At 64.3% G+C, this 14087-nt stretch carries 13 protein-coding genes; 6 read left to right on the top strand and 7 right to left on the bottom strand.

What is annotated here, in order from left to right; all coding sequences use genetic code 11:
* Positions 1-220: 220 nt before the first annotated feature.
* The gene (locus BLW05_RS30825) at positions 221-1357 is read left to right on the top strand and encodes an IS110 family RNA-guided transposase (RefSeq protein WP_093167854.1); all 1137 of its coding nucleotides are present in this window, start codon (positions 221-223) and stop codon (positions 1355-1357) included.
* Positions 1358-1927: 570 nt separating this feature from the next.
* On the opposite strand, the gene BLW05_RS30820 is transcribed toward BLW05_RS30825, so the two are convergent.
* Both BLW05_RS30820 and BLW05_RS30815 read right to left on the bottom strand, forming a co-directional pair.
* Positions 1928-3067, bottom strand: a complete 1140-nt coding sequence (locus BLW05_RS30820) for a glycosyltransferase (RefSeq protein ID WP_093167851.1) — start codon at positions 3065-3067, stop codon at positions 1928-1930.
* A 10-nt stretch (positions 3068-3077) separates the two neighbouring features.
* Positions 3078-3656, bottom strand: a complete 579-nt coding sequence (locus BLW05_RS30815; protein ID WP_093167849.1) for a TetR/AcrR family transcriptional regulator — start codon at positions 3654-3656, stop codon at positions 3078-3080.
* Between the two features lie 254 nt (positions 3657-3910).
* Here BLW05_RS30815 and BLW05_RS30810 point away from each other — a divergent pair, with 254 nt between their 5' ends.
* The 4 genes from BLW05_RS30810 (at position 3911) to BLW05_RS30795 (ending at position 7726) form a co-directional block, all read left to right on the top strand.
* Positions 3911-5680: an adenylate/guanylate cyclase domain-containing protein gene (locus BLW05_RS30810; RefSeq protein WP_177142883.1), complete on the top strand. Its 1770-nt coding sequence runs from the start codon at positions 3911-3913 to the stop codon at positions 5678-5680.
* A gap of 534 nt (positions 5681-6214) precedes the next feature.
* Entirely contained in the window at positions 6215-6433 is a 219-nt protein-coding gene (locus BLW05_RS30805) for a hypothetical protein (RefSeq protein ID WP_143044976.1), read from the top strand.
* 163 nt (positions 6434-6596) lie between these two features.
* Positions 6597-6767, top strand: coding sequence for a hypothetical protein (locus BLW05_RS36175; RefSeq protein ID WP_177142882.1), 171 nt, complete (start codon positions 6597-6599; stop codon positions 6765-6767).
* Positions 6768-7354: 587 nt separating this feature from the next.
* Positions 7355-7726 (top strand): hypothetical protein, encoded by a 372-nt coding sequence (locus BLW05_RS30795; protein ID WP_177142881.1) that lies wholly within the window; start codon positions 7355-7357, stop codon positions 7724-7726.
* A 489-nt stretch (positions 7727-8215) separates the two neighbouring features.
* Here the strand turns inward: BLW05_RS30795 and BLW05_RS30790 are convergent, their stop codons facing one another.
* A complete protein-coding gene (locus tag BLW05_RS30790) occupies positions 8216-9463 on the bottom strand; it encodes an acyl-CoA dehydrogenase family protein (protein WP_093167842.1) in 1248 nt (415 codons plus the stop codon).
* Between the two features lie 106 nt (positions 9464-9569).
* Here BLW05_RS30790 and BLW05_RS30785 point away from each other — a divergent pair, with 106 nt between their 5' ends.
* Positions 9570-10544, top strand: coding sequence for an AraC-like ligand-binding domain-containing protein (locus tag BLW05_RS30785; RefSeq protein WP_093167840.1), 975 nt, complete (start codon positions 9570-9572; stop codon positions 10542-10544).
* A gap of 86 nt (positions 10545-10630) precedes the next feature.
* Here BLW05_RS30785 and BLW05_RS30780 read toward each other — a convergent pair whose 3' ends face one another.
* The 4 genes from BLW05_RS30780 to BLW05_RS30765 are packed head-to-tail and all read right to left on the bottom strand — an operon-like array spanning position 10631 to position 14043.
* Positions 10631-11272 carry a hypothetical protein gene (locus BLW05_RS30780; RefSeq protein ID WP_093167838.1) on the bottom strand — a complete coding sequence of 214 codons (642 nt, stop codon included), beginning with the start codon at positions 11270-11272 and terminating at the stop codon, positions 10631-10633.
* 10 nt (positions 11273-11282) lie between these two features.
* Positions 11283-12314: an amidohydrolase family protein gene (locus BLW05_RS30775; protein ID WP_093167836.1), complete on the bottom strand. Its 1032-nt coding sequence runs from the start codon at positions 12312-12314 to the stop codon at positions 11283-11285.
* Positions 12315-12353: 39 nt separating this feature from the next.
* Positions 12354-13031 (bottom strand): RraA family protein, encoded by a 678-nt coding sequence (locus BLW05_RS30770; RefSeq protein ID WP_093167834.1) that lies wholly within the window; start codon positions 13029-13031, stop codon positions 12354-12356.
* 34 nt (positions 13032-13065) lie between these two features.
* A complete protein-coding gene (locus tag BLW05_RS30765; RefSeq protein ID WP_177142880.1) occupies positions 13066-14043 on the bottom strand; it encodes a Bug family tripartite tricarboxylate transporter substrate binding protein in 978 nt (325 codons plus the stop codon).
* Positions 14044-14087: the final 44 nt, after the last annotated feature.

The following is a 14087-nucleotide window of genomic DNA, read 5'->3' as shown; positions in this document are numbered from 1 at the left end:
CCTGCATCCAAGGCCGAATGTAAGACTGCAGCCAGTACCCGATTGCCTTCATCGCTACATCCACTTGCACAACGGCGGGTGTCCATGTAAGACAGAATGGCTTGAGCCGTTGAGGAGGCCCGTCTCCGGGACTATCGTGGGTTGCGCACCATGAGGTGTGCCGAGCCACAACGCTGTACCCCGAGAGACGGACAGCGCGCAACGTGCAAGGAGACGGGCCATGAGTCAATCTACCACCACTGCGGCCACCGTTTACGTTGGCCTGGACGTCCACAAGGACAGTATCGACATCGCCTTGGCCGAGGCCGGCCGTGACGGCGAAGTGCGCCATCTGGGCGCGGTCGCCGGCGGCGTCGTTGCCGTTAGCAAGACCCTGCGCAGGCTGGTCAGCCGGGGTCATTGTCTGCGCGTCGTCTACGAAGCAGGCCCCTGCGGCTTCGTGCTGCAGCGCCACCTTGCAGCGCTGGGCTACCACTGCGAGGTAGTGGCGCCCTCGTCCATCCCCAAGCGCTCGGGCGACCGGGTGAAGACCGATCGCCGCGATGCGTTGATGCTTGCGCGCCTGGCGCGTGCGGGCGAGCTCAGCGCTGTGCGCGTGCCAGACGCAGTGGACGAAGCGCTGCGCGATCTGGTGCGAGCTCGCGAAGATGCCGTGCGCGAGCAGCGCAATGCGCGCCACCGGCTCAAGGCGCTGCTGTTGCGCAGCGGCGTGGTGTACGCGGGCAAGAGCGCCTGGACGGCGGCGCACTTGCGCTGGCTGGCCGGCTTGGCGCTACCCCACGCCGCGCAGCAGATCGCCTTCCAGGAGTACCTGCATGCGGTGAGCGAGTCGGGGGCGCGCATCGCAAGGCTGGAGCAATCGCTGCGCGATGCCCTGCAGGGTTGGTCATTGGCACCGGTGGTGGCCGCGCTTCAAGCACTGCGCGGTGTGCAACTCATTGCGGCGGTCACGCTGGTGGCCGAGATCCAGGACTTCCATCGCTTCGACAATCCACGCCGGTTGATGGCCTACCTGGGCCTGGTGCCCAGCGAGGACTCCAGCGGCCAGCGCCGCCGACAGGGGGCCATCACGAAGGCAGGCAACTCGGCCGCACGACGCATGCTGGTGGAGGTGGCGCACCTGTATCGCTATCCGGCTCGCGTCAGCGCAGACATTGCCAAGCGTCAATCTGAACTGCCCAAGGCCGTGACCGACATCGCCTGGACGGCGCAATTGCGCCTGTGCGCGCGCTTCAATCGGCTGCGGGCGCGGCATACGCCGCACAACAAGGTCGTCGTGGCCATTGCGCGCGAACTCTCCGGGTTCGTGTGGGCCATTGCGCGCCAGGTGACGCCGCCACCAGCGGCGCCGACGTGAGCCGCCAATGACATGGCAACCATCATCAAGGAGGGGCCTATCGAACAACCTTATCGAGGCCGGATCGGGAACGCGGCGCAGCCACGGCCACAGGGGAATCCTCGGGACAGCTATTGCGCGGCCATGCAAGTGGCCAACCGCAGACCCTAGAAAGCAGGCAGCCCCGCGACGAACACATGAACTGTCGGTAGCCAATCCACGCATATCAGCATGATCAACCGTCGCTTAACGCACTCGGCTCCGTCGCGTTCCCAATCCGGCGTTCGCAAACGATTCTGCAATCCGGCACCCGGAGGAGTCGCCTCGCGCTCTTGACAGGTTCAAGCCATATCAGCTGTCGATCCCGTACTGCTGGATTTCGTCGAGCCCGAGTACCGCATGGCGCTTGGCGCCAAAGAGCAACAGTCACGGTCGAACGGCATGCCAACCTCCTTGCTGAGCCGTGCAGACCTCGGCACGGCGGCAGAGAATTTTGACGCTTGAGCAACCTTCTGCCTAGATTGCTACCGTAGCGCGGCCAACGCTGCCGAACGTCGCTGCGCTCAAGCGGGAGCTCGATCCTGGCGCTGGTCAACATGCGAGTTGCTCCAGCCGATCCAGAACGGCAGCGGCCCCCCGCGTTGCCGCGATCCGCGCGGCCAGCGCGCGCGCCTTTGCCGTATACGTCCGATCGGCCAGCACGTCGCCGACCGCACCGGCAATCTGCGCCGGTGTGGCCGTCTCGCCGTCCAGCCTGCGGCCGGCACCCAATGCCGTCACTTGGGCGGCGAGGGCGGGCTGATCAGCGGCGGGGTTCGGAAGGCAGACCAGTGGCACGCCATAGCGCAGCGAGGCCGCCAGCGTGCCGTGGCCGGCGTGCGTGACCGTCACTGCAACACTGGGCAGGACTCGCGTGTGGGGCAGTTCCGTCACGAGCTTCGCATTCGAGGGCAGTGCGACCGTGCGAACATCCGTGTCGCCAGACGTGACCAGCACTCGGCACGGCCGCTCGGCCAATGCGCACAAGGTTCGTTCGATGCGCGACCGCTGGTCCCAATAAGGGCCGGTCGAGAAGCTCACCAGGACAAGCGGTCGCTCGTCCTGAAACGGCCACGGCGAGTGCCATTCGCCTGGCGCCGCACGCTCGATGATCGGCCCGACAAAGTCGAACGATTGCGGCACCAGGGCAGCAAGTGGATCGAGTTCATGGATGCTGGTGCAAACGGTGGCGAAGGGAAGCCACCCGGCCCAAAGGTTGTCCAATGGCGCGCGCTGCGCCCGCGCGCGCACGCGGTTCACGGCGTCCAGCAACTGCGCCTCGAACGGCCCGCCCGGAGGCAGCAGCGCGCCCGGTGCGCTGTGCACGAGCACCATCGTCGGCACGCGCTCGGCCTCGGCGGCCGCCAGTGCGCCAAACATCAGGCAATCGACAAGAAGCACGTCAGGCTTTTCCTCGGCCAGCAGCGCTGCCACGTCCAGCAGATGTTCGGCGGCGGCCCACGCCGCGCGCAGCTTGACCGCGAACATGCTCGCCCCCGGACCATCCTGCCACGCCGCCGCAGCGCGCCGCAGCGGCACAAACCGCAAACCGCGGGTGCGGAAATAGTCTCGTTGGCCTGAGTAGCCGGCAAACACCGCGTCGTGTCCGCGCTCGATCAGTGCCTGCGCGATGCCGATGGCAGGAGGCTGGTTGCCTGCCCCGTTCCACGTGAGGATCGCGACGCGGGCCATCTCATGCTTCTCAAGTGGCGCGCAAGAGCGCTTCGACGATCTCGCGCATGGTGGCCTCGGCGTCCGGCCTGGAGCGGCGCATGTCGCGTCGCAGGAGCTTCCACGTGTACACGTCGCACCCGCAGACCAGGGCGTCCACCAGCGATCGACGCCGCGCCGGAATCATTTCGGCCAGATGGGGCCCGAACTGGCGCTGCACCCACTGCCGATGCCCTGTGCGTCCGGTTTGGATCAATTCCGGATCGGCCTGCTCCGCCAGATTGCGGATGATCAGGTCGCCGAACTGTTCGTAATGAACCATCAGGGCGGCCAAGCCCCCCGCTGTATCGCCCGGCTCGGCACGCAGGCGTTGCGCCCTCAGGTCGGCGAGCCAACGGGCAAGCGCCTGATCGAGCAGTGCAGCCCGGCTGCCGTACACATTGAGCACCGTCTGCACGCTGACATCAGCGCCGGCCGCCACATCGTCAAGCCGGATCTCGGAGCGGAATCTCGTCTTGAGCGAGGTCACTACGAAGTCCAGGATCCGCTCCCGCGTCGCCTCTGCGGAGGCGGCGCGTGCACGCATGGTATAGGGGCGGGCCTGTTCCATTTGAATTCAAATTAAACCCAAATTGACGCACTGTCAAGCCGAGCCAAACCTCTCTGCCGGCCGCGCGCCGGTGGCCAAGGCGCGGCGATGTAGTCAACGGGGCGGGGTGCTGAGCGTCCGCTTGGGGAATGCGCGGGGGCCGCCTCGAGTGGCAACTCGGGGCGCGCATGGGTCGCGTGCAGCACTTGCTCCGCACGCGGGTTGTGCGGGCGCGTACGATCTGTGTCGACCGTGGTTTTCGAGGTGGGCAATCAATGACGACGAACGCTGACTTCAAACAACGATTGGCGGCGATCCTGGCTGCGGACGCGGTGGAGTACTCGCGCCTCATGGCGGAGGACGAGCGGTCAACGGTCGCTGCACTGGATGCAGCGCGCGCGATCTTTCGCACTCAGATCGACTCCAATGACGGCCGTGTGGTCGACATGGCGGGTGATTCGGTGCTCGCGATGTTCGAGACGGTCACTGGGGCGGTCGCGGCTGCGTTGACCATACAGGAGGACATCGGCGGCTTGGCCGATGCAGCTCCCGAATATCGACGCATGCGCTTTCGCATCGGTGTGCATTTGGGTGACGTGATCGAGAAGTCCGATGGAACCGTGTACGGCGACGGGGTCAACATCGCAGCGCGGCTGCAAGGGCTGGCCGAACCCGGCGGCATCATCGTGTCGGACGCGGTCCGCGGTGCGGTGAAGGGAAAGGTGACAGCGGCCTTCGAGGACCAGGGCGAGCAGGCAGTCAAGAACATCGTTGATCCGGTGCATGCCTGGCGGGTGCGGCTTCGCGGCCAAGAGCTTGATGACAGGAGCGTTGCGACGGCGAACCGCGATCGTGGTCGACCATCGCTTGCTGTGATGCCATTCACCAACCTCGGTGGCGATCCTGAGCAAGCTTACTTCGTGGACGGTGTCGTCGATGACATCATCACGGCGCTGTCGAGGGTTCGCTGGTTTTTCGTGATTGCCCGCAGTTCGAGCTTTACCTATAGGGGCAGGGCGGTCGACGCAAAGCAGGTGGGCAAGGAACTGGGCGTGCGTTACTTGTTGCAAGGCACTGTGCGCAAAGCCCAAGGCCGATTGCGCATCGCCGTTCAGTTGGTTGAGGCCGAAACCGGCCGCCATGTATGGGGCGAGCGTTTCGACCGCGGCATGGCCGACATATTCGAATTGCAGGATGAAATCACCCACAGCGTCGTTGCGGCCATCGAACCTAATCTGCGGCTAGCCGAATACGAGCGCGCCCGTAAGCGTCCTACATCCAGTTTGCAAGCCTACGAACTTGTGTTGCGGGGCTGGCAGAACGTGGCGATGACATCCGGACGGCAGGGCAATGACGAGGCGCTCGCCGATCTTCGCCGGGCCATCGCCCTAGATCCCGACTACTCGGCAGCAAAGGCCTTGCTCGCCTGGGCCATGCAGTTGCGCAAGTCTGCGTTTGCCGCAGCGCCAGCTGAATCGGATGAAGGCGTGCGCATGGCGCGTGAGGCGCTCGCAGATCATCGCGATGATCCGATCACACTGGTTGCCGCCGGATGGGCACTCTGTTTTCTTGATGCACGGCACGAAGAGGCCGGAGACGCGGTGGATCGAGCCCTGACTCTGGCGCCGGATCTAGCGAGTGTGCTCAATCTTGCCGGATGGGTTCGTCTGCTTGGCGGCGATGCGCACGCGGCAACGGAAATCTTCGAGCGCGCGATGCGATTGAGTCCGCTCGATCCGCAAATGGCACATTTACGCACCGGCTTAGCCTTGGCGCATCTTGCTGCTGGCAAGTTTGAAGACGCGTTGGAGAACGCCCAGCGAGCCAGTCGCGACCGGCCCGACTATGCACAGGCCTTGCGTCCGATGCTCTACAGTCTCGTCGAGCTCGGGCGGCTCGACGAAGCGCGCGCGGTCGGCCAGCGACTACGCCAAGCCACCCCGGACTTCACAGTGTCCTGGTTCCAACGATCGGCCCCTTGGAAGGACCAGGATTTCAAGGCGCGGTGCGTGCGTGCGCTTCGCGCGGCGGGCATTCCCGAATGATCGACTTCGGCAAGGCTCCTGGTTGGACTGCCTCCTCTCGCAACCGTGACAAGTTCCTTATCGACCAGTCTGGCGTCATTTCGACACCTTCAGGCGACAAGGAGGAGGCACCTGTCGCTGCCGTGGCGAAAAAGGCTAGCCGTAAGACCCGCGCAGTTGCAGCACCGGTGAAGACGTCCCTTCGCGCCAAGAAGGTTGCGGCCGCGACGGAAGCTTCAGCTTCGAATGCTAAGGCTGAAAAGCCAGTCGCGAAGAAGGGTGCAGTGAAGAAGAGCGCTCCTTCAAAGAAGGCCGTGCCGGCAAAGAAGGCAGTGGCCGCCCCGGAGGCCACAAAGGCTCGAAAGGCCGCTTCGAAGGCCGCCGCCAAGACCCGCTCGCTCGCGCACAACAACGAAGGCTGCGACCCCCCTCGGCGACCGGGCTTGTGTCAGCCTTGGCCACCTCGTCGAACTTGCGCCTGGCATGTACGACGCAGCCCGCGGCCACGCGCCCGGGGTAGACGCGAGCATCCAGGTCCCACCTGCTCGCAGCGACATGAACGAAGCAACCGTCGCAGCTATTCTTCGCGCCGCGCGCGCCGAAGCTCGCCGGAGCGGCCGCTCTCAGGTCCACCCTGGCTATCGCCTGAGCGTGGTCATCGAACCCCAGCCGATGGGCAGCACTCCTCCCGTCGTCTATCGGGTTCGCGGCCGCGAGGTCACGTTCGGGGCGGCGGCCGCGGCAATGGTGGAAGCAATCAACGCCGCGAAGTGAACAGCGGTACGGCGAGTGTCCGGTTGAGTTTACCTAGCAGCAGATGGCTGGAGAAGAAGGAACTGCGTCACAAATCGCTCAGAAACCACGCCCCCCCTTTATGGGATTCACAAGCGACGTCGCGGCCCGCAAAGTATTGGCCATCTCGGCACCGGAGTGGCCCATGGAATCAACAATCTTCACCCTTGGCGCACTGGCCGTCCTGGTGGCGGCCGGCTGGATCATCGACCTGCTCGTGTACCGTGAGCCGCCCACGCGCATGCAGCGCCTGATGGCCTCGCAGATCAGGCGATCGACGGCGGTTATACGCGGCGGCCAGGAGGTAACGGGTTAATCGTCGGCGGGCTTTGATGTCTTGCTTCAAAATGCGGCGAGTTCGCGTTGCGATCGACCATGGCCTCGCCCTCGAACAAGATGCCCGGGCGCCTGTCTCGTCGAGGAGCAGCGCAAGGTGTACGCAGCCACCCTCGCACGTGGCCCTCGGTCATTCCTGCGCCTGCTGGTGCCGCTTGTATTCGGCATCGCGGCAGTGGGCGCCGCGTGGTTCGTGTCCGCCGCGAGAGCATTTGTGAATTTGGCCAAAGAATCTCGCTGATTCCGGCATTGGTTGTCGCCTCTGGAGTAGCGCTGGACGAGCCGATATTTCCGGCATCGCTTGTCGCCGGATTGCGAGTTTCCGGCAATTCTTGTCATAGTTCCCGAATGCCAGTGGGAAATCAGTCCGGGGTGATCAGCGGGTCAAATGTCGTTCGATGAGCTCGTCTGCAGGCCGTTGATCTTGCCTTTGGCCGAGTTCAAGGTGGTGCGCATGTCGACAGCTCTCAGATGCCGCGCCGATTGGCCTGGCTGGACGACCATAGCCCGAGAGAGTAGGGTGCATCCTGCGAAATCAAGGAGCCCTTCGTGCGAATCACGCAGCCAATGAGCATCACACTGCCGAACGACATGGCGGACGTTGTGGGAGGCAAGGTGCAACGCGTTCTTCGCGGAATCGTTGGCGCGTTTGTCATCTGGACGCTGGCGGCCTGCCACCATCCGACGCCAAGTGCGTCGATCGGTGTCGGCAATCCCTATCCAGTCAGCAGCTACGTCTGCGATGGCACACGCCTGGCTGTGCGCTTGATGGGAGAGAGCGCCTCGGTCTCCGTTGACGGAGCTGCCGCCATCGATCTTCCCGCGATCGGAAACTCAGGGACCACGTTTTCCAACGGACGCCAAACGCTGCTCACCGAGCAAGGCCGCACGTCGTGGGCCGTGGGGCGCGCCATGCCGGTTGCGTGCACCGGCGGCTAGCGCTGGAGAATTCTGGTGTGGACGCGCGCGAGCGAATAGCCGGTAAGAAGGGGTCGCTGCGGGCGCTTGCAACACCGAAGGTGAACCGCCGGGAACGTGCGAGGCTCGACATCACATTTTGGGAGCTATCGGGTTTGGCGCATCTATCGGGCCGCTCTCGGAAAAATAGGTACCGATAGGAGCCAAGCCCTGCAGTCAGACGAACGACCAAAGGGCGTGGCTGCCTGAGTACCTCGCCGCTACAGTGTGTAAGGCGTCACGACCGGCTGACGTGGCCACAGCTGCAGTCATTCGCATCTGCCTGACCGGAAGACCGCTTTCGCTGCGGAGCGCCTGTAGCCTCAAGCAAGAGGGAACTGCCGTCTGCCGGACGCCAGTTCTGCTGTCGAGTATTCCAAGGCCAAGGGTGCGCGGATTCTCGGAATGTCGAGAAAGGTGAGAAATACGAGGCGCACCGTTTCCTTCTTGCTAGAGCGTTGAACCGATCGCTCAAGCGCTCGCGGGCGCATGCAATGGGTCGTAGGCCGGCTCGCGCAAGATCTGATGCAGCTGGCGCCGGCGAACGCCCATGTTCCCGCCGTCGAAAAGCGGAAGTGCGATTGCGTCCTGCAACCAGCCGGCCAGGGGCAGTGCCTGGTCGTAGCTGTCGATGCCGACCACCCGCATCAAGTCGGTGATCACGCGGACCGCCGATTCGGAGCCGAAGATCTTGGACTGCAGCGCAAGCTCGAGCGCCCCCGGCAGTTGCTGGTCCATCGCTTGGCAGGCCTTCCAGCCCAGATACCTGGCCGCCTCGATCGTTGTCTTCGCGTCCGCCAAGGCATAGCCCACCGCCTGGTGCTCGATGATCGGGACGGGTCCGCCGCGATGTTCGGTCTTGGCGAACCGAAGAGCGAAATCGAAGGCGGCACGCATCAGCCCCACGCCCATGATGCCGACCAGCGCAGCGGTGCCGGCGAAGCTGCCTTCGATGATCTCCTTGCCTGCGCCCAGCCGGCCTACCAGATTGTCCTCGTCTACCGTGACATCGCTCAGTCGGAATCTCGGCACGAGGTGGCCGCGGTGGCCCATGGATTCGAGGTCGCGCACGGTGCTCAGACCTTGCACTCCCCGGGGCACGGCAATGACAGAGATGGATCGGTCCGGCGGCGCCTGGGGATCCGTCCTGCAGACCACGCACAGGAGGTCGGCGCCCGTGCCGTCCCACCCGGTGGCGCTGGAAACCCATTGCTTCTCGGCGTTGATACACCATCCGCCGTCGACCCGCTTGGCGGTGCTCCTGACGCCGGCGCCGGGCTCCGGCGAGGCGAAATTGGCGCTCCCGCCGGGTTCGCTATTCGCCAGTGCCGCCAGCGGCGCCCCTTCCCCACTCAGGAAGGGGGCGATGAACCGCCGCTGCTGCTCCGGGCTTCCGGCGATGAAGATCGGCGCAAGCCCCAGGATATTGGCGAATAGCGTCAACGACACATTGCAGTCCACCGCGTGGAATTCCTCGGCCACGATGGCCATGTCCAGCAGCCCGGTTCCCTCCCCGCCGAAGGGCAACGGGATCAGGCGCCGCAGAAATCCCTCCCGGATGACCTGCTCGTACATCGGACGCGTCGCGAGAAAACGCTCGCTGGGTGTCGCGAGGTGCCGGATCGCGCCCGGAACCTGCGAGAGCACCTCACGAGCCACGCTGCGCGCGTGGCGTTGCAGCTCGCGTTGATTCGGACTGAATGTGAAATCGATCGCCATGGCTTGCTCCGGTGATTGCTGATGGCCGGAGTCTGTTCCGCGGGTCTTGTGTTTTCGTGCACGGCGTCTTGTTGAAACGCGCCCGCTGACATACAACTCGTTGGTCATGAAGTCTTGGTCCACAGAAGCAGTTCCTGGCCCAGAGCAGTTCGATTACTGGCGGGAAGTCGTGTGCGAGGCATTTGCCGCCCTCGACCCGCGGCCCCTGGAGCCGGGCGTCAACTTCAGCAGCCGGGCGGACCTGAGCGAGATGGGGGCTGTCAACGTCGCTCGCATCCGCTCGGCCGCGCAGACCGTGGTGCGGGGGTTCGCGCAGATTAGGCACGATCCGCAGGACCGCCTGTTCGTCAACCTGCAACTGGCCGGCCATGGTTTCGTGCGCCAAGGACATCGGGAGGCCAAGGTCATGCCCGGCTCGTTCACGGTTGTCGATATTGCAAGACCGTACACGCTGCATTTCGAGGGGCGCTTCGAGCTCCTGTCTTTTCGGGTTCCACGCCGCCTGTTGCTGCCTCTAGTCAGCGATCCGAACGGCCTCATGGCGCGAACTCTGGGAGGGCTCAACGGCACAGGATTCGTCGCCGCTTCGTTCATGCGCTCGCTCGCTGATGCCGGCGCAGAAAGCTTCACCACGCAAGCGGCCGAGCGCATGTCCGTTCAATTGTGCGAGTTGATCTCGGAGGCGGCGCGCGGACCAGGTGCCAGCGGGGATTTCGGCGCCGAACCGTCGCAGGCCAACCGGCAGGCCCTGGTGCGTGTCGTCAAAGCCTACATCTTGGGCGCCCTCGGTTCGCACGATCTCGGCGCCGAAGCGCTTGCGAGACGCTTCAACGTGTCGCCCCGCTATCTGCACAAGGCCTTTGCACAGGAGCCATCCAGCCTGGCGGCCTGGATTCGCCTGCAGCGCTTCGAGCACTGCGCGTCGGATCTGGGCAATCCGCAAGACCGGCGCTCGGTCTCGGCAATCGCCAGCCGCTGGGGCTTCCAGGACATTCCCAACTTCACGAAGTCCTTCGGCATGCGCTATGGGTGCAGCCCCTCGGAATATCGTCGACGAGAACTGAGATTGCGGCGACTCTGATACACGGAAAATGCGGGCTCTGGCTCCTCAGGCAAGCAGTCGCTCAGTACTTGGCGGAGTTGTCTTTCGCGAAAATCGCGCGCCAGCTATTCACCGCGCCGCGCCGGCTTCGACAAGTATTCCTTCGATTGCGCTTCGCTCTTGGTAGGCGTCACCTTGTCGGGATCGATCCTCACCATGAGATAGTCGATATGGTCATCGATCTTTGTGAACCAATGGCCCGTGCCGGCCGGAATCACGACCACATCGCCCGCCTTGATGTTGTACACCACGCCACCGCGCACTTCCGACCCATTGTTGCCCGGACCGTTCTGAAGCACCACTGTCGGCATCGTGGCGGGCCGCCTTTCCCGGTTGAGGATGTCCGGACCAAGGACCAGTGTCGCCGAGCCCGAGATGACGTGGTAGACCTCGCTGACATGATCGTGCTCCGCCACGGAGTTGGGCGACGGCTTGTCCAGCTTGCCGCGATGGACGCGCCCGATCCCCACGTTGGCCTTGCCGATGTCGACAGCGCGCACCTGCTGATCAACCAGCCGCTCCTTGAGGGCCTTCTGCTCGTACAGCTCCATTTCGGAAAGCGGGATGTAGGTGCCCGGGCACATCGTGCAGGTCGGCTGGGGGTCGGTCGGGTTGATCCGACTCAGGGCGGTACCTTTTGAGGTCGCACAACCCGCGAGGAGGAAGTGCGAGGCGACAAGGCATGCCAGCGCGAGAGCTTTCTTCATGGATCCCTCTTCAAACGGTGGCGATGGCTTGCCGTTCCAACAGGCGCTGGGCCAGGCGCGGGTAGACGCGCAGCGCGTTGTCGCCCAGCACCTTGGCCCGGTGCTCGGGCGTGAGCCATTCCACCGCGTCGATGTAGCGCTTGGTGTCGTCGTAGTGGTAGCCCGTGCGCGGGTCGATGCCTTTGACTGCGCCGACGATCTCCGACGCAAACAGCACGTTGTCCGGTGGGACGACCTCCAGCAGCAACTCCACGCCCGGGCGGTGATACACGCAGGTGTCGAAGAAGACGTTGCGCATCATCTCCTCGAGCGGCGGTCGCTTGAGCTGGTCGGCCAGGCCGCGGTAGCGGCCCCAGTGATAGGGCACTGCGCCGCCGCCGTGCGGCAGCACGAAGCGCAGCGTCGGAAAGTCCTTGAAGATGTCCGACAGCAGGAACTGCATGAACGCCGTGGTGTCGCCGTTGAGGTAGTGCGCGCCGGTGTGGTGGAAGTTCGGGTTGCAGGAGCAACTGACATGCACCATGGCCGGCACGTCGAGCTCCACCATCTTCTCGAACAGGGGATACCAGTAGCGCTGCGTCATCGGCGGGTCGGTCCAGAACCCGTCCGTCGGGTCGGGGTTGACGTTGCAGCCCACAAAGCCGAGCTCCTCCACGCAGCGGGTCAGCTCGTCGACGCAGTTCGCCGGACTCACGCCGGGCGACTGCGGCAGCTGGCAAACTCCCACGAGCTCATCGGGGAACATCTCTACCGCACGGTAGATCAGGTCGTTGCATGCCTGCGTCCAGTGCTGGCTCGTCGTGGCGTTGCCGACGTGGTGCGCCATGGCGCCCGCGATGGGCGAGAAGATGGTCATGTCGACACCGCGTTCGCGCTGAATGCGCAACTGGTTCTGCTCGAGTGACTCGCGAATCTCGTCGTCGCCGATTCTGAAATCGGGCGCCAGCGGCCGGCCCGCTTCGAAGGCGGCAGTCTGCCGTTTCCGGTAGTCCTTGAGCGCGGCGGGCGCGGTGGTGTAGTGCCCGTGGCAATCAATGATCATGGCGTCTTGTCCTCGTGGATTGATGGTTGTCTGGATGGCTCAGGCTTCGAAGTAGCAGCCGAGCTTGGCGAGCTTGGCGCGGTACCCCGCGGCGTCGTTGTCGCCCTGGCCGATAGCCGAGAAGGTCTCGCTCTCGTGCTTGAATTTGGCCGCTGCTTTCGCATGCACGACCTCGACCGAGGTCTGCGGAATGCAGACAAGCCCGTCTTCGTCACCCACGATGAGGTCGCCTGGGCAGACCACCATCCCGCCGATCGAAATCGTCGTGTTGACCTCGCCGGGTCCATTCTTGTAGGGCCCCTGGTGGGTCACGCCGCAGGCATACACCGGAAAGCGCTGCTGACGGATCCAGCCCGAATCACGGACCGCGCCATGGATGACGATCCCCGAGAACTTCTTCGCAATGCAGTAGGCCAGCATGCGCTCGCCGATGATCGCGTTGGTGAGATCTCCCCCGGCGTCCACCACCAGCACGTCGCCCTCGACCGCAAGGTTCAGTGCCATGTGCGTCATCAGGTTGTCGCCGGGCGCACTCTTGACCGTGACGGCTGGCCCACAGAGCACGCCACCCGCATGCATGGGGCGCAGCCTAGCGCTGCCGGAGTTCAGGCGCGACATCGAATCGCTGATGTTCGCGACCGGGATCGACGCGAACTTGTCGACCCATTCCTTGCCGACGGCATGGCGGCGCTTGAGCACTTGAAAACCTGGTTGCATGGTGATTCCTTGTTCCTTGATCGGGGTCCGGCCGCTATTCGACGGTCAGGTTGAACTGACGCGCGACGTCGACATAGCTCTTCAGCTCTTCCTGGAAAAACGGCATGAAGGTCTGCGAAGGCATGGGCGCGGACTCGATGCCGAGCTTGTCCAGTGCGGCAATCACGTCGGGCTGCTTCATCACCACCTGGATCTCGTCGGAAAGACGCTGCACCACGGCCGCCGGCGTCTTGGCCGGGGCAAAGAGACCCCACCATCCAGTCCCTTCGAGATCCGCGACGCCGGCTTCCTTCATCGTGGGAACCGTTGGCAGGTGCCCAAAGCGGGTGCTGCCGGAAACGGCCAGAGCACGCAGCTTGCCGGTCGTGATGTGCGGAAGCACCTCGCTGGTCGTCTGGATCATGTAGGTCAGACGCCCGGCGATCAGGTCGGGCATTGCTGCTGCGCCACCCTTGTAGAGAACCTGGACAGGGGTGGTGCCGGTGTTCTTGGGGAAGATCAGGTTGGTCGGCGATCCGGCGCCCACGGCGCCGTAGGACGCCTTGTCCGGATTCGCCTTCATGTAGGCGACCAGTTCGGCCACCGTCTTGAACGGCGAGCTCGCGGGCACGACGAGCACGAAAGGCGCTTTGCCTGTGCGGGCGACCGGAACGAGATCGCGCGAGGCATCGTAGGGCGTCGACTTCATCGTCGCACGGTTGAAGGCGAGGAAGGTCGCCCCCATCAGGAGCGTGTAGCCGTCGGGCGAGGCCTTGGCGACGGCGTCGGCGCCGATGTTGGCGTTGGCGCCGGGCCGGTTGTCGATGATGACCGGCTGTTTGAGGCGGGCGCTCAGATGCGTGGCAACGACGCGGGCAATGTTGTCGACCCCACCGCCAGCGGCGTAGGGCACGATCATCTTCACTGGCTTGTCGGGGTAGGTGTCTGCCGCCGATGCGATGGATGGATGGATTCCGAGCGAACCCAAGACCAAGGTGGCGAGGGCTGCGAAGCTTGCGAGGCGCCGATTCATGTTGTCTCTCCGTTGGATGCTTGCTGCAAGCCTGTAGGTTAGGC

Source organism: Variovorax sp. YR216 (assembly GCF_900107745.1).
Taxonomy (GTDB): Bacteria; Pseudomonadota; Gammaproteobacteria; order Burkholderiales; family Burkholderiaceae_C; genus Variovorax.
The sequence above is the reverse complement of the archived record's forward strand: the minus strand, read 5'-3'. Positions and strand labels throughout refer to the sequence as shown.